This is a genomic window from Rhizobacter terrae, from assembly GCF_003852895.1.
GTDB classification, from domain to species: domain Bacteria; phylum Pseudomonadota; class Gammaproteobacteria; order Burkholderiales; family Burkholderiaceae_C; genus Albitalea; species Albitalea terrae.
On record NZ_QUSW01000002.1, the window covers coordinates 921427 to 935402 of the forward strand.

General features: G+C 63.2%; 14 protein-coding genes. All 14 read right to left on the reverse strand.

The window, feature by feature from the left end; genetic code table 11:
- Nucleotides 1-9: 9 nt before the first annotated feature.
- The 14 genes from DZC73_RS11340 to DZC73_RS11405 all read right to left on the reverse strand — a co-directional run bounded on the left by DZC73_RS11340 (nucleotide 10) and on the right by DZC73_RS11405 (nucleotide 13966).
- On the reverse strand, nucleotides 10-513 hold the full coding sequence (locus DZC73_RS11340; RefSeq protein WP_124540315.1) for a hypothetical protein: 504 nt from the start codon (nucleotides 511-513) through the stop codon (nucleotides 10-12).
- A 33-nt stretch (nucleotides 514-546) separates the two neighbouring features.
- Complete coding sequence (locus tag DZC73_RS11345; RefSeq protein WP_124540316.1) at nucleotides 547-999, reverse strand: hypothetical protein; 453 nt, start codon at nucleotides 997-999, stop codon at nucleotides 547-549.
- A 35-nt stretch (nucleotides 1000-1034) separates the two neighbouring features.
- Nucleotides 1035-1562 (reverse strand): type VI secretion system baseplate subunit TssE, encoded by a 528-nt coding sequence (gene tssE / locus DZC73_RS11350; protein ID WP_124540317.1) that lies wholly within the window; start codon nucleotides 1560-1562, stop codon nucleotides 1035-1037.
- 13 nt (nucleotides 1563-1575) lie between these two features.
- Nucleotides 1576-2391 (reverse strand): type VI secretion system accessory protein TagJ, encoded by an 816-nt coding sequence (locus DZC73_RS11355; RefSeq protein WP_124540318.1) that lies wholly within the window; start codon nucleotides 2389-2391, stop codon nucleotides 1576-1578.
- Nucleotide 2392: 1 nt separating this feature from the next.
- Nucleotides 2393-2902, reverse strand: coding sequence for an Hcp family type VI secretion system effector (locus DZC73_RS11360; protein WP_124540319.1), 510 nt, complete (start codon nucleotides 2900-2902; stop codon nucleotides 2393-2395).
- A gap of 84 nt (nucleotides 2903-2986) precedes the next feature.
- Entirely contained in the window at nucleotides 2987-3475 is a 489-nt protein-coding gene (locus DZC73_RS11365) for an Hcp family type VI secretion system effector (RefSeq protein ID WP_124540320.1), read from the reverse strand.
- Between the two features lie 98 nt (nucleotides 3476-3573).
- Nucleotides 3574-5070: a type VI secretion system contractile sheath large subunit gene (gene tssC, locus DZC73_RS11370; protein ID WP_124540321.1), complete on the reverse strand. Its 1497-nt coding sequence runs from the start codon at nucleotides 5068-5070 to the stop codon at nucleotides 3574-3576.
- Nucleotides 5071-5094: 24 nt separating this feature from the next.
- Entirely contained in the window at nucleotides 5095-5601 is a 507-nt protein-coding gene (gene tssB / locus DZC73_RS11375; RefSeq protein ID WP_124540322.1) for a type VI secretion system contractile sheath small subunit, read from the reverse strand.
- A gap of 20 nt (nucleotides 5602-5621) precedes the next feature.
- A complete protein-coding gene (gene tssA / locus DZC73_RS11380; protein WP_124540323.1) occupies nucleotides 5622-6617 on the reverse strand; it encodes a type VI secretion system protein TssA in 996 nt (331 codons plus the stop codon).
- Between the two features lie 202 nt (nucleotides 6618-6819).
- Complete coding sequence (locus DZC73_RS11385) at nucleotides 6820-8973, reverse strand: peptidase domain-containing ABC transporter (protein WP_124540324.1); 2154 nt, start codon at nucleotides 8971-8973, stop codon at nucleotides 6820-6822.
- Nucleotides 8970-9746, reverse strand: a complete 777-nt coding sequence (locus DZC73_RS11390) for a CPBP family intramembrane glutamic endopeptidase (RefSeq protein ID WP_124540325.1) — start codon at nucleotides 9744-9746, stop codon at nucleotides 8970-8972. Before DZC73_RS11390 ends, DZC73_RS11385 begins: the two co-directional genes overlap by 4 nt.
- 66 nt (nucleotides 9747-9812) lie before the next feature.
- Nucleotides 9813-10193 (reverse strand): hypothetical protein, encoded by a 381-nt coding sequence (locus tag DZC73_RS11395; RefSeq protein ID WP_124540326.1) that lies wholly within the window; start codon nucleotides 10191-10193, stop codon nucleotides 9813-9815.
- A 63-nt stretch (nucleotides 10194-10256) separates the two neighbouring features.
- Nucleotides 10257-11576 carry an HlyD family secretion protein gene (locus tag DZC73_RS11400; RefSeq protein ID WP_124540327.1) on the reverse strand — a complete coding sequence of 440 codons (1320 nt, stop codon included), beginning with the start codon at nucleotides 11574-11576 and terminating at the stop codon, nucleotides 10257-10259.
- A 536-nt stretch (nucleotides 11577-12112) separates the two neighbouring features.
- Nucleotides 12113-13966: an ATP-binding response regulator gene (locus tag DZC73_RS11405; protein WP_124540328.1), complete on the reverse strand. Its 1854-nt coding sequence runs from the start codon at nucleotides 13964-13966 to the stop codon at nucleotides 12113-12115.
- Nucleotides 13967-13976: the final 10 nt, after the last annotated feature.

Below are 13976 nucleotides of genomic sequence, written 5' to 3' on the forward strand. Positions count from 1 at the left end.
TGCTGAAATTCAGACGTCGCCCTTGATGAGCGTGGGCAGTTGAATCCACGACTTCAGCGTCGACAACTGCACGGTGATGCCTGCCTGCGCCAGGCACTTGATGGCGAAGCTGCCGCAGTTGTCCACGTTGTTGCTGTAGACCACGTAGCCGTAGCTGCCGAAATGGCCGACGTTTTGCTGTTCGGTGAGCTGGTGGACCCAGTTGAGCATGGTGTCCATCTGCGGCACGGTGATGGCCCATTGCTTGAGCAGTTGCCGCCCGGGAGCAGCGTAGTTCACCCGCGCCTCGAAGGCCGCGGGTGACGACTTGATGTCGTCGAGCACGTTGCTCGTGGCAAAGCCCGTGAGCTGCTGAACCTTGTGAATGGCCCATGCCAGCTTGCCGCCGTGCGCGGCCTCGGCATCGCGGTCCACCATGTGCACGCGGTTGACAATCAGCTCGCTGCGGTCATAGACGATGAGCGTGAAGTGTCCCAGCAGGGACTGCGAGTAGTACAGGTCCAGTGTCGGCATGAGCGGCCTCTTGTCAGGTAAGTTCTTCGTGGGTCAAAGTCCACAAAAGACGTAGTAGCCCAGGATGTTGGACTCCGGGGGGAATCCGGTTTCCCGGTTCCCCGGTGGCTTCTGGAAGTCGATGCACCGCTTTTGGCCACCGTCATTGAGCAGCACCACCATGTGCCCGGTCCTGTCGCTTCTCACGTAGGCCAGTCCGATGGCGTCGCCCTCGTCCAGCCACATGTCCAGCTCATCCTCGACCTGGTCCTTGTTCAGCAGGCCTTTCAGGCACTGGATGTTCTGGAATCCGGCACTGCGGAACAGGTCCAGGATCTCCTTCACTTCCGCCTGGTCCTGCTGCATCGTCTGCGTCTGCGCGACCACCTTGCTGGTGGACTTTCCGACAAGGGCCGACACAGTGCAGTAGTAGCAGTTCTGCGTGTGCCCGTGGGTGTTGATCTGACGGTCGCGGATGCCGCCGCGCAAATCGAATCCTGTTGGCATGCTTTTCTCCCTGGTCGATCTCGGACTCCACCTCGTCAGGAACGGCGCTGGGCCGACATGGCGCCCGCGCCGGAATCCCGCACTTCCACCTGCCCCGCCTCCAGGTCCAGCTGCGTGCGCAGCAGGATCTCCAGTGGCACCGGCTGCGACCACAAATGGCCGCGGATCTCGAATTCGATGACGTTGTGCGTGTCCAGCACCGTCGTCGCCTCCAGCGCATGCACCTCCAGCGTGTCGGGCAGGATGCGTGGCTCGAAGCGGACGATGGCCTGGCGGATGGCCGTCTCCAGCACGCTCACGTCTAGCCTGGAGGCGAGCTGGCCCGACAAGGCCGGCAGGCCAAAGTTCAAGACACTGCCAGGCAGCAGCGGATGCGCGTCCGCCTCGCGGCCCAGCGGCTGCACCGCGTTGAACAAGGCCCCGAGGTCGCGCAGCACCGCCTGGCGCAGCTGCGTCTTGGACATCACGCGGTGCTCGTCCGCTTCCACCCGCTCGTCCGGCCGCTCATCGGTCAGGCGGTCCAGCAGTGCGGGCTGCAGGCGGTTGCGGACGTCGACGGGCATGGCGGCGCCCCGGTCAATGCACCGGATCCGCGGACGGCTGCGTGAGCAGCTTGATCTCGCGCACCTCCAGCACACCCACTTCCTGCGCGTCGGTGGACAGCACACGCTGACCGAGGCCGCGGTACTGCTCGTCACCGATGGGCAGCCACTCGGTCTTGCGCGACATCTGCAAGGCGGCATCGCGCTGCTCGCCCGTGCCGCAGTAGCGCGTGGGAATCAGCGCCACCGTCTCGCCGCCGTTGGCGAAGTGCAGGTGGGCCGGTGCCCACACGAGGTCGCGCAGGTCGCTGGGCGGATCGATCATCACCGAGGTGAGCGACGCGAATGGCATCCAGCCGTACTTGCCGTTGATGATCACCTCCAGCACCGGCCCCAGGCGCGAGTCGGCATCGGCAATCCACTCGAAACCGATGCCGTCGATGCTGCCCGAGGTCGCTGGGGCCATCTCGAAGGCACCCTGCCGCAGGCGCGACGCCAGCTCGTCGTCGCCGCGGGCCTGCGCCTGCAGCGCCTCGGCCAGCGAGGCCAGCCACACCTGCGGCTGGCCGAACACCATGGGCGTGGTGTTGCCGGCGAACACCGCCTCGCGCACGGCCTCGCAATGCAAGGCCTCGCGGTAGGTGTTCACCATCGGCAAGGTGCCCGCGTCCATCTCGCCGCACACCTGCAGCTGGTTGAGCGCGCGCTGCCACTGCCCCAGCACGCACAGCAGCTGGAACAGGAAGACGCGCAGCTTCGCATCCGCCGGACGCTCGCGCACCTGGCGATGCAGGAGTTCGAGCGCGCTGTGCGGATCGCCCGCGGCCAGGAATTCTTCGGGGGTGTTCATGTCACTTCGGTAGGACTTCGTCGCTGAAGGTGAATGCGCCGGCGCTGGCGCCCGCGCTCGTCTGCCGCTGGTACTCGATGTCGACCTTGGTGAAGGCGATGACCACCTTCTCCAATGGCACGCCGTGGGCGTCGACTTCCACGTCGATGTCGGTCACGCGGGCACCGGCCAAGGTGATGCGCAAGTAGTCCAGCGCCTCACCCCCGGCCTTGCGCATGGTCAGCTTGGCTTCCTTGACCTCGTCGTTGGTCGCCAGCGCGCTGAGCAGGCCGGTGGACGCCGAGTCGATGCGCTTGAGCGCCACCAGCGGCTGGTATTGCCGCCGTGCGGTCGACGCGGTCGAGCCGATCGCCGAGCCCGCCTGGGCACCCCAGCGCCAGCCGACCAGCTCGATGTCGTCGACGTGGCCCTGCGTGCTCGCCTCGCCTTTCACCTTGCCGGCACGCTTGGTCTGCACGTGCAGGAAGATGTCTGCGGCCGCAGCCGCATTGCCGTTCGGATCGATGGGCATCGAATGCCTCCTTGCGGATGGCACGAGCACGCCCGCCGAGGCGCCCGGCGGCGCCTCGATCAAAGGCGGGCTGCGCAGCCGGACTCAGGCCGGCTTGTTGGTGGTGACGTCCCAGCCGCCGACCATCTCGCCGCCCAGCGAGCCGTCTGCCTTCTGCTCCTTGTACTTGTATTCGATCTTCGCGAAGTTCAGCGACACCTGGTCCATCGGGATGATGTCCGAACCCGCCGAGCCGCCGGTCTGGTAGGAGCTCACGAGCACGCTGGTCAGCACGATGGTGAGGAATTCCTGCTGTTCCTTGCCGGCCTTGCGGCATACGAGCGTGGCCTTCTTCAGGTGCTCGCCTGTGCAGCAGCTGGTGAAGAGCTTGGCCGAGGCCTTGTCGGTCTTCTTCACGAAGTTGAAGTCCTGCAGCGCGACCTTGCCGGTGCCGCCGCCACCGCCACTGTTGAACGAGCCGCCGTTGGTGCCTCCGAAGCTCCACGACTCGAGCTCGATCTCGCCCTTGTGCTTGTCGTCGGTCGATTCACCATCGACGCCTTCGATCTTCAGGAAATAGTCAACGTGTGCCATGTGGCAGTCCTCCTTGGGTGATGCGCGTCGTTCGCTTGCTCAGAGCCCGGGAAGCACACACGACGCGCATGTGCTCCTGATGGCGACAAGGGAAAAACTCAGCCCGCCTTCTGCGACGGCAGCTTGGACACCAGCCGCAGCGAAACGGTCAGCCCCTCGAGCTGGTAGTGCGGACGCAGGAAGAACTTGGAGGTGTAGTAGCCGGGGTTGCCGGGCACCTCCTCCACCGTCACCTCCGCCGCGGCCAGCGGCTTGCGCGACTTGGTGTCCTCCGAGGAGTTGGCCGGGTCGCCGTCCACGTAGTTCATGATCCATTTGTTCAGCCAGCGCTGCATGTCGTCGCGCTCCTTGAACGAACCCACCTTGTCGCGCACGATGCACTTCAGGTAGTGCGCGAAGCGGCAGCAGGCGAAGAGGTAGGGCAGCCGCGCGGCGAGGTTGGCGTTGGCCGTCGCGTCGGGGTCGTCGTACTCGTCGGGCTTTTGCAGCGACTGCGCGCCGATGAAGGCTGCGAAGTCGGAGTTCTTGCGGTGCACCAGCGGCATGAAGCCGTTCTTGGCGAGTTCGGCCTCGCGCCGGTCGCTGATGGCGATCTCGGTCGGGCACTTCATCGCGATGCCGCCTTCGTCGGTCGGGAAGGTGTGCGCAGGCAGCCCTTCGACCGCGCCGCCCGACTCGATGCCGCGGATGCGCGAGCACCAGCCGTACATCTTGAACGAGCGGTTGATGTTCACCGCCATCGCGTAGGCCGAGTTGGCCCAGGTGTAGGCGCCGTGCTGGCCGCCCGCGGTCTCTTCCTCGAAGTTGAACTCCTCCACCGGGTTGGTCTTGGCGCCGTAGGGCAGGCGCGAGAGGAAGCGCGGCATCGCCAGGCCCACGTAGCGTGCGTCTTCCGACGAGCGCAGCGAGCGCCAGGCCGCGTACTCGGGCGTGGTGTAGATCTTGGTGAGGTCGCGCGGGTTGGACAGTTCCTGCCACGAGCCCATCTGCATGAGGCTCGGGCTCGCGGCGGAGATGAACGGCGCATGCGCCGAGGCGGCGATCTTGCTCATCTCGCCCAGCAGTTCCACGTCGGGCGGGCTGTGGTCGAAGTAGTAGTCACCCACCAGGGTGCCGAAGGGCTCGCCGCCGAACTGGCCGTATTCCTCTTCGTAGATGCGCTTGAACAGCGGGCTCTGGTCCCAGGCCGTGCCCTTGTAGCGCTTGAGCGTCTTGCCCAGCTCCAGCTTGGAGATGTTGAAGACGCTGATCTTCAGCATCTCGTCGGTCTCGGTGTTGTTGACGAGGTAGTGCAGGCCGCGCCAGGCGCTTTCCAGGGCCTGGAAGTCGGGGTGGTGCAGCACGGCGTTGAGCTGCTGCGACATGCGCTTGTCCAGCTCGGCGATCATCGCCTCGATGGACATGATGACGTCGCTGCCCAGCAGGTTCGTCTGCGACAGCGCCTGCTGCGCGAGCGTGAGCACCGCCTCTTCGACAGCGGACTTCGCGCCATCGGACTTGGGCTTGAATTCCTTGTTCAGCAGCGCGGCGAAGTCGCTGCCCTGGTATTCGATGCCCTGCAGCGCCGACGGTTGGGTGAGGAGTTCTTCAGCCATGGTGTGTCTCCGTGTGCTCGTGCGTCATTGGCCTTCGGTGGTCGTCTTGCGCGCGTCCGCCAGCGACTTCAGCAGCGCCTCGTCCTTGATGACCTGCGAGATCAGCTCCTCGGCGCCGGTCTTGCCGTCCATGTAGGTCACGAGGTTGGCCAGTTGCTGGCGGGCTTCCAGCAGTTGCTTGAGCCCGTCGACCTTGCGCGCCACCGCGGCGGGCGAGAAGTCGTCCATGCTCTCGAAGGTGATGTCCACCGCGAGGTTGCCCTCGCCCGTCAGCGTGTTGGGCACCTGGAAGGCCGCGCGCGGCTTCATGGACTTCATGCGGGCGTCGAAGTTGTCGACGTCGATCTCCAGGAACTTGCGGTCCGACACCGGCGGCAGCGGCTCGCTGGGCTTGCCCGACAGGTCGGACAGCACGCCCATCACGAAGGGCAGCTGCACCTTCTTCTCGGCGCCGTACAGCTCCACGTCGTACTCGATCTGCACACGCGGTGCACGGTTTCGGGCGATGAACTTCTGGCTGCTGGTTGCCATGGGTGAGCTCCTTGGGTGTGCTACGAGTTGCTCGTTCCTGCGAGCTTCTCGATCTGGTTCAGGCCATCGGGAACAAGGTCGCGGATGATGTCGATGAAGTTCTTGCTCATGAGGCGCTGCGAGCGGCGGATCAACAGCGGCGCGGGGTTGCTCGGCTCGTTGCGCTCGATCCACTCGGCCACGCGGTCCAGGGCGCGGATGGCGTCTTCACGGGACGAGATGGCACCCAGCCCGCGCGAAGGCGCGGCAGCAGTGCCTTGCTGAACGCCGGCAGGCTCCACGGCCTGGCCGTTCGCCAAGCGCGCCGCATCGGCCACCCGCTGCATCAGCTTGGCCAGCGGCGCGAGCTCGGGGCTCGCGCTCGCGTTCACCCGCTGCTCGAGCACCGCCGACAGGCCTTGCACGGCGGCCAGTCCCTGCTGCATGTCCTCGGCCAGGCCGGGCGTCTGCGCGAGCGCATCGGTCACGCCCTGCACCACGCCGTCCTCGGTGGGCACGGTCTCGCCCGGCAGCGGCTCCGCGTGGCTGAGCGCGAGTTCGATGTCGCGCACCGTCAGGGCGCCGCGCTTGCCGGTGAGGCTCGCCGCGCGCAGGTCGGCCAGGCCGGCGCTCGGATGCACCAGCGGGCTCAACGCATTCATGCGCGCGGTGGGGTCGTTGTTGTCGCTCGCGTCCAGCTGCGGATGCACGTGCTCCCAATGGCGCTGCACCAGGCCTTGCACCAGCCGCAGTCCGTGGACGGCGCCGGGCAGGCCCTCGACGTGCGCGGCACTGCGTGCCAGCCAGGTCGCCACGCGCAGGTCCCGCGTGCGTGCGGCCAGCTGCAGCGCCTGCTCATGCACCGCCTGCCAGTCCGGCGCCTCGGCGGCGATCACGGTGTCGCCGTACTGCTGCTCAGGCTTGCCGGCCGCGGCTTCCTGCAGGCTCAGGAACGCCGGGTCGTACTCCAGATCGGCGCCGCAAGGGGCGTCGTCCGCAAGCGGCGACAGCAGGGATTCCAGATCGGCAGCAGGCATGCGACTTCCAGGGAGCGGGCATTGCTGCGAAGCACTCTAGTAGCGGCTCACCTCGCAAGGCTTGGTCGAAAGTCATGTCGCGGCAGGCGCATCCCTTGGGTGAGGGATGTGCCGAGGGGTTGCGAGCAACCGGGGGCTGGATTTAGATGTGGCGGGCTCACGTCCTCGCCCAATCCGCACCCGCGATGTTGTTTGTCCTTGATCAGTCGTCTGGCTGCGATAGCGCATGCACACGCGGATCAGCCTGCTCGACATGGCCCCTTGCTGCAACGCTGCGCATGACCTCAAATACCTGTCCAGCCTTTAGAACGACTACGCGCTGAGCGCCGGCAATCGTTTCTGCTCGGTGGGCAATGATCACTCGGGTCAATTTCATATTTCGGAACTGCTGCGCCAACGCTCGCTCGTTCTCACCATCAAGATGACTGGTCGCTTCATCGAGCGCAAGAACCTTTGGCCGTTTATAAAGAGCTCGGGCGAGCAGAATCCGCTGTTTTTGCCCTCCGCTGAGCCCGGTCCCCAAGTCGCCGACGAGCGTCTGATAGCCCATGGGCATGCGCTCGATGTCTGCGGCAATTTGCGCAGCCTCCGCGCAGTGGCGAATCAAGGTGTCGTCTTGCTGGACGTCGAAAAAGCTGATGTTTTCTGCCAAGCTTCCCGTCAGCAGAACATCCTCTTGCATGACGGTGCCAAGCTGCTCTCGGTAATTCGACAAGCCTAGGGTTTCTATTGGATTTCCACCGAATAGAACCTGTCCTTCCGTCGGCTTGAGGATCCCGAGCAGCACCTTTAGCAGGGTAGTCTTGCCAACTCCCGATTGCCCTGTGATCGCAACGCTTTCTCCGGCGGCAACCGAGAAATTGAGATTCCGAAGAACCCAGTCGGAACTCTCGCTATAGCGAAAGCTCACATTGCGCAGTTCAATGGATGGTGTGAGACTGTCCAAGCGTCTACGAGGAGCGTCGTGCGGCTCAGCCGGAGACAGGGCAATGTCAGACAGACGTTCTGCATGAAGCCCGAGCATACGCAGCTCGACTGCGTAGTTGATCAGCGACGAAAACCTTCCCGAAAACTGAGACTTGTAGCTGACGAAGGCCACCAACATTCCGATGGTAAACGGTGCCCCTGCCGACCCAAGTTGGGTGGACATGATCATTTTCGCCCCGAGCCAGAACACCAGAAGATTCTCGAGTCCGAAAATGAACGTGTTTGCCGTACCGAAAGCAATGCCCATCTTCGCCGTCTTGACATCACGGTTCTGAACCTCAATCAACAAGTTCTGCCAGCGAGCACGGCGCTCGTTTTCTCTTCCGAACAACTTGAGGGGAAGAATGGCTCGAAGCGTCTCCAAGAAGTGGGTGTTCTCTCGCGCTGAAATCACGAGACGTTCCGCGGCCGCGTCTCGAAAAGGCCTGTAGGCCAGTACGCGCAGCGTGCCATAGGCAGCGACGGCAAGGATTGTCACCACCGCCAGACTTGGCGCGTAGGCAAGCATCATGAACAGCGCCGCCATTCCCATGATTCCATCGAGCACCGCCTCAAGTGTTGCTGTGGTTAGCGTTCTCTGAATTGCACCTACAGCGCCGAAGCGCGAGACGATGTCGCCGAGATGGCGATTTTCGAAGAAGGAAACAGGAAGTCGCAGCAGGTGATTGAATATGTTCCCGGTCCACTGCACGAACACGCTTTGGCTCAGTGTCATCACCATCCAGGAGCGCAAGAGACCAATCCCTGTCTGAATGATGAGGAGAAGAGCGAATCCCAGGACAAGAACCGTCAATAGGTCGCGGTCACCGGATGTCAAGACATCATCGATCACCACTTGATTGAAGAGAGGCCCGACGATGGCGAAGAGCTCAAGGACCATTGCCAGCGCAAAGACCTTGCCCAATGCTCGCTTCAAACCTCGGACGCTGCCAGTCAGTTGAGACAGCCTCAACCTTGGCTTCTTGGGCCGTTCTTCATAGCTCGCCAATGGCACGCATTCCAGCGCCACTCCCGTGAAGTGCTTTGAGACGGCAGCCATTGGAAGGCGTCGCATGCCGGTCGCCGGGTCCAGGATGACGGCCTGCCCGCGCTGGATACCTTTCAGGACCACGTAGTGGTTCAAGTCCCAATGAAGAATGCACGGAAGGCTGAGTTGCGAGAGTTCCTCGACTTCGCAGCGCAATGCTCGTGTACCGAGGCCGATACATTCAGCGTCGCTGATGATCTGATTGAGCGGCGCGCCTTTCAGCGAAGACGAGAACTTTTGCCTGAGCTCAAGCAAAGAAGTGTGGATGCCGTGGGCCTCGGCCACCATTGCCAAGCATGCCAGCCCGCATTCGCCGGCTTCACCTTGAAGAACTAACTTCATTCGATGGATTCCCGTGCATCCAAAGGAATGGTTTTTCTCTTCGCGTACGTCAAGACATACGCCGTCGCTCCCAGCGCCATCAGTCCAATGATTGTTACCTCTGTCATTTTGAAGACAAAATCAGATTCCTGAACTGTCAAATAGCAGTTCATCATGCCTGGGATCATCTCCGCAGGGGGAACTAGAAGACGGTTAACTGGGTTGGGCGAATGCGACATCAGGGCTGAAATAGCCAGCGCCGGTAGATTAGACAAGGCATGCAACAGGGCCGTTTTCCACCAACTCCCGGTAGCGACAAAAAACGCCCCGTACAGAAGGCCAGCCAACGAGCGATTGGCAAACGCCTGGATGCTGGCGTTGTCATGGGCCGCACTGAAAATTGCAGCCTGGAGCACCAACGCCGGAAGCAATGGCATGAATCGCCGAAGGACCTGCAAAAGTACCAGTCGAAAAAAGACTTCTTCAACGGCAGCGAATAGGAACGTTGCCACAGTCGCCGCCAGCGCGGCGCTCCAGGTCAGATTCTCAAAGAGCGCCTGAGAAAGCCCTTGCGGCATGCATGGAAGAGTCAGATTGCGGTGAACGCCATAGAGCGCAACCAACGCCTCCAAACCCAGCAGCAGTCCTGCAAATCTTTGCGCGGTAGCCGGCTGAGGCAAGAGAGGTTCGATCTGCCGAACAAGACCGACCGACCGAAGGAATCGGTAGGTGAGCAATAGGAATAGGACTATTGCGGCGAGGGCAGCGGAAAATAGAAACGTGTACTCGACCATTGTCTTCTCGACATGAAGAGGCAGAGAAAAGGGCGGAGATGTCTCCGCCCTTTAGGCTACATGGCTTTACCCATGCACGTGGTTGACATTGCTCGCCACAATCAACCAGTCGTTCGGAACGATGAGCTCAAACCGATTGATTGTCCCAGCCCCACCACTTCCGCCCGGAGCCGGCGTACCCTCCGGCGTTCCGGGATGAGTTTTGATGTATTCATCGGCCAGTTTGCATGCCTTCTCGCTACCCACCATGGAGCAGAAGAAGGCAGCAATCGCGCCGCCAATTGCGTCGACAGTCTTTTCCAGGCTCCCGGAGATGTCGATCTTGATGTCGATGTTCACGCCGACCTTGCTGAGTTCGGTGATTGTCAGGCCATTTCCCGACATGCCGACCGCCGGAGCGGTACCACCTGCGACACAGCGGATTTCGTCAGAAGAAATTTTTCTCATGTCTTTAGAGTCTCACATTTCCGGCGGCATGCGGCGCCGGTTCCGCCTCCCGAGGTTCGCGCGTCAGCCGTCCGGACCGGCCTTTCGCGCATGCTCTGGAATTCTTGAGGACGCGCCAACCGCGAACATTGGTTCGAGCATCCATTCCAAAATGGAACGACGATCCTGTAGAACGTCTGCCTCCAGTGACAGCCCAGGTCTGAGCTTGTGCTGCTCACCGTAGGCCGAAATCGACTGGACATCCAACTTCACTGTCATCCGATAAAGAGGCTCATTGGATTGGGTTGCCGCCAAGAGCGTCTGTCCCTGTCCTGCGGGAAGGTCCTGGGGATTGAAGGGCGTTCGGCTGATGGAAGAGATTTCGCCCGAGTGAAGCCCGAATTTCTGATACGGATAGGCCGCGTATCTGAGGAGAACCGGCTGCCCAATCCTGACGAAACCTATGGTCCGACTCGGAGCAAATAGCTGCGCCTCCAGAGCGCTCTCGCGGCCTGCGCCGGATTCGGGAATGATCGTCGCCAACGTTTGTCCCGACTGAACGGCCTGGCCGAGGTGCAGGCTCATTGCGCTCACTACCCCAGCGATAGGCGCTTGAACAATGATCTGTCCACGGGCACTGTTCTCGATGCTCTCCTGGCTGAGGACAGCCGCTTCCTTGTCGAGTTGCGAGAGATCAGCTTGCAATTGGCTAGCAGTTGATTTGAGCTCTGCTCGCAGAGCCTCCGCATCCCGATTGAGCATTGTCAAGCTGCGTTCGACCGCCTGCGTCTTTGCCTGAAGGTCAAGCTGCTCTTCAATCTTCTGCTGCGCCTGGACTTCAGCCACAAACCCTTCTTTGGCGAGCTTCTGAAACTTCTCCGCTGTACTCGTCGCCAGCGTCTCTCGTCGCTTGGCCAGCGACAGTTCGCCTTTCGCTTGCTGGAACTCAATCTCGCCGTTTCTCAGTCGGCTTTCGATAGCTTGTATGCGCTGCCTTGCTTGCAAGTCTTTGGTCGACCGTTGCGATTCAATGGCTTGCCGTCGTGACGCAATAGTCTGGGCGACAAGGAGGGAGGTTTCTCCGTTGGCCGTTGCTCGATCGATCTGAATGATGAACAAGGGTTGCCCCTTTTTAACCTCGTCCCCTTCTTTGGTTTTCATCTCCACGATCACTCCGGCACCGATCGCTTCTACGCGAAGCGAACCGAGGCTCGGCATTAAGAGGCCAGGGACTCTCACCTTCCTCGTGACCTGTGCTGTAGATGCGAATACGAGCAAGGCCAGCGCGAGCAGAATCGCTGCCCACATGGCCAGCGTGTAGCGGGGATTTGCTGCGATGCGAATCGTTCCCAGGAACTTGTCCTTCTGGGCTTCTACCGCCTCCGCCCGAAACAATGGCGACATGCTTGGTTCACCTGCACTCACAGCGACAGGGGGTGCATGGCGGACGTAGTGATCCGATCATCGCGTTCTAGGCAGCGCAGGGATGCCTCCGGGCCGAATGCCCCAAGCCAGAGCCTGGGCGGCTCGATGTGCAATGCCATGTGTCCCTCCTCCAAGCGGCTCCCCAGCCGCCAGCGCCGTCAAATCCGGCGATGTCTTTCGTGTCCGGTGCGCAGTGTAGGCAGGCAGAGATCACCGCACCCTCCCCCAAAGGAGCGAAGATTTGCAGAGTGGGGATTGGCATCAGGGCGAACCCTTCGCCCACCGGCATATACATCGATGCAGTGTCGCCCTCAACATTTCAGATGCATATCACTACTCCCTCTGATGGGGAAAGCTAGAGCTAGTCGCGCCCTTTCACAGACAACGGAATAAGGGGAAGCGTGACTTTGAGAGATCTGCTGATCAGCGACCGAATGCTGGTGGAATGAACAGGCCAGCTTTGATGCCCGATGGGTAGTCACTGGACCTGGAGCGCGCGACCGGTACGGCTCCTCTCAGGAGACCAGTCCGCGCATCGCGTTCAGCAGCTTGCGCGGCTGCACCGGCTTGAACAGCACCGGGTGGCCGCTGTCGGTCAGCCGCCGCATTTCCTCGTGCGAGGTGTCGCCGGTGATGACGATGGCCGGCACCGCATTGCCGCAATCGCGCCGCACGAGTTCTATGGCCTCCAGGCCATCGGGCCCGCCGCCCAGGTGCAGGTCCGACAGGATGAGGTCGGGCGGAAACTCCAGCGTGCGCATCAGCGCCAGCGCGCCCTCGATGCTGCCGGCCGCCAGCGCCTGGTAGCCCCACTCCTCCAGCAGCAGGCTCAAGCCCTCGCGGATGGATTCCTCGTCGTCGATGATGAGCACGGTGCGCGGCTGCAGCACCGGCATGGGCAGCGTGTCGGCCGCGGCGGTCGCGTCCTGGATGTCGGGCAGCGCGCCTTGCGCGATGCCGATGCGGAACATCGTGCCGTGGCCCGGCTGCGAGGCCACGGTCAGGCTGTGCCCCAGCAGCCGCGCCAGCCGCTTGACGATGGCCAGGCCCATGCCCAGCCCCTGCGCGCGCTCGCCCTGCCGGCGGCCGGCCTGGTAGAACTCATCGAAGATGCGCGGCAGCTCGGCCAGGCCGATGCCCACGCCGGTGTCCCACACCTCCACGTTGAAATGCGTGGCCGTGCTGCGCGCCACCACCACGATGCCGCCCTGCTCGGTGTACTTGATGGCGTTCTGGATGAGGTTGCCCAGGATGCGCTCCAGCAGTTGCGGATCGCTCGTCACCGACTTGCCGCCCGGCGAAAAACGAAGCCCCAGCCCGGCCTGCTCGGCCTGACCGGCGAAGTGCATGTGCAGGCGGCGGAACAGGTCGCGCAGCGGGAAGTGCTGGAAGTTCGGCTCAATGGTGCCGGCGTCCAGGCGGGAGATGTCCAGCATCGCGTAGAAGGAGCGGTCCAGCCCGTCGATGGAACGCACGACGTTGCGCACCAGCGGCTCCTCGCTCGTGCCCTGCAGGCGCTTTTCCAGCGTGGCGGCGAACAGGCCCAGCGCATGCACGGGCTGGCGCAGGTCGTGGCTCGCAATGGCGAGGAAGCGGCTCTTCTCCTGGTCGGCGCGCATTGCGGCGTCACGCGCCGCCTCAAGCTCGCGGATGCGGTCTTCCCGTGAAATGGCGGCACGCGCGCGGTTCAGCCACAGGCGGTAGTGGCACGCCGCCACGACCATCGCCACCATGCTGAGCAGCAGGCCTTCGATGCTGGCGTCGGGCAGCGGGAAGGCCGGCCCTGCCAGTTGCCACTCGAAGAGCGCCGGCGACCAGGGCAGCGCGATGGCCGCGGCCACCACGACAGGCGTGGCGGAGAAGGCCGCGGCGGTGGTGAGCGACACCATGCCCAGGGCCAGCAGCATCAGCTCGCGTTCCAGCGGCGGCTCGGGCGGCACCGGCAGCCAGGGCTGCGCCGCCAGGATCAGCATGGCGCACACGGCATGCGCCGCCATCACGCGCCGGTAGCGCCGCGTGTCGCGCCGCCACAGGCGCGAGCGCGGGCCCGTCCAGGCCACCGCCAGCCACGTCAGCACCACGGCCGAACTGGCGCTGCCCCAGGCATCGCGCCAGGGCGATGGCGTCATGAGCGCCACGCCCACCATCACCGCCAAGGCCAGGGCTGCCAGCACGACCGGCGCTGCCGCGACCTCGGACGCCATCGCCTCGTCGCGCAGGCGCCGGTCCATGGCGCGGCGTTCGGCATGCTGCACCTCGGCCATGCCGTCCGCCTGGCCGAGGCTCGCCGGCGCCACCGCGACGAAGACGGCGCGTTGCGTTCTGGTGGGCGGGCCCGCGGCGGGTCTGGACGCCCCGACAGCGTCCATCAGCACGGAC

Excerpts from the sequence above, each read along its gene's own strand:
- DZC73_RS11340 (WP_124540315.1), bottom strand. The coding sequence starts at position 513 with ATGCCGACACTGGACCTGTACTACTCGCAGTCCCTGCTGGGACACTTC.
- DZC73_RS11345 (WP_124540316.1), bottom strand. The coding sequence starts at position 999 with ATGCCAACAGGATTCGATTTGCGCGGCGGCATCCGCGACCGTCAGATC.
- tssE (WP_124540317.1), bottom strand. The coding sequence starts at position 1,562 with ATGCCCGTCGACGTCCGCAACCGCCTGCAGCCCGCACTGCTGGACCGC.
- DZC73_RS11355 (WP_124540318.1), bottom strand. The coding sequence starts at position 2,391 with ATGAACACCCCCGAAGAATTCCTGGCCGCGGGCGATCCGCACAGCGCG.
- DZC73_RS11360 (WP_124540319.1), bottom strand. The coding sequence starts at position 2,902 with ATGCCCATCGATCCGAACGGCAATGCGGCTGCGGCCGCAGACATCTTC.
- DZC73_RS11365 (WP_124540320.1), bottom strand. The coding sequence starts at position 3,475 with ATGGCACACGTTGACTATTTCCTGAAGATCGAAGGCGTCGATGGTGAA.
- tssC (WP_124540321.1), bottom strand. The coding sequence starts at position 5,070 with ATGGCTGAAGAACTCCTCACCCAACCGTCGGCGCTGCAGGGCATCGAA.
- tssB (WP_124540322.1), bottom strand. The coding sequence starts at position 5,601 with ATGGCAACCAGCAGCCAGAAGTTCATCGCCCGAAACCGTGCACCGCGT.
- tssA (WP_124540323.1), bottom strand. The coding sequence starts at position 6,617 with ATGCCTGCTGCCGATCTGGAATCCCTGCTGTCGCCGCTTGCGGACGAC.
- DZC73_RS11385 (WP_124540324.1), bottom strand. The coding sequence starts at position 8,973 with ATGAAGTTAGTTCTTCAAGGTGAAGCCGGCGAATGCGGGCTGGCATGC.
- DZC73_RS11390 (WP_124540325.1), bottom strand. The coding sequence starts at position 9,746 with ATGGTCGAGTACACGTTTCTATTTTCCGCTGCCCTCGCCGCAATAGTC.
- DZC73_RS11395 (WP_124540326.1), bottom strand. The coding sequence starts at position 10,193 with ATGAGAAAAATTTCTTCTGACGAAATCCGCTGTGTCGCAGGTGGTACC.
- DZC73_RS11400 (WP_124540327.1), bottom strand. The coding sequence starts at position 11,576 with ATGTCGCCATTGTTTCGGGCGGAGGCGGTAGAAGCCCAGAAGGACAAG.
- DZC73_RS11405 (WP_124540328.1), bottom strand. The coding sequence starts at position 13,966 with ATGGACGCTGTCGGGGCGTCCAGACCCGCCGCGGGCCCGCCCACCAGA.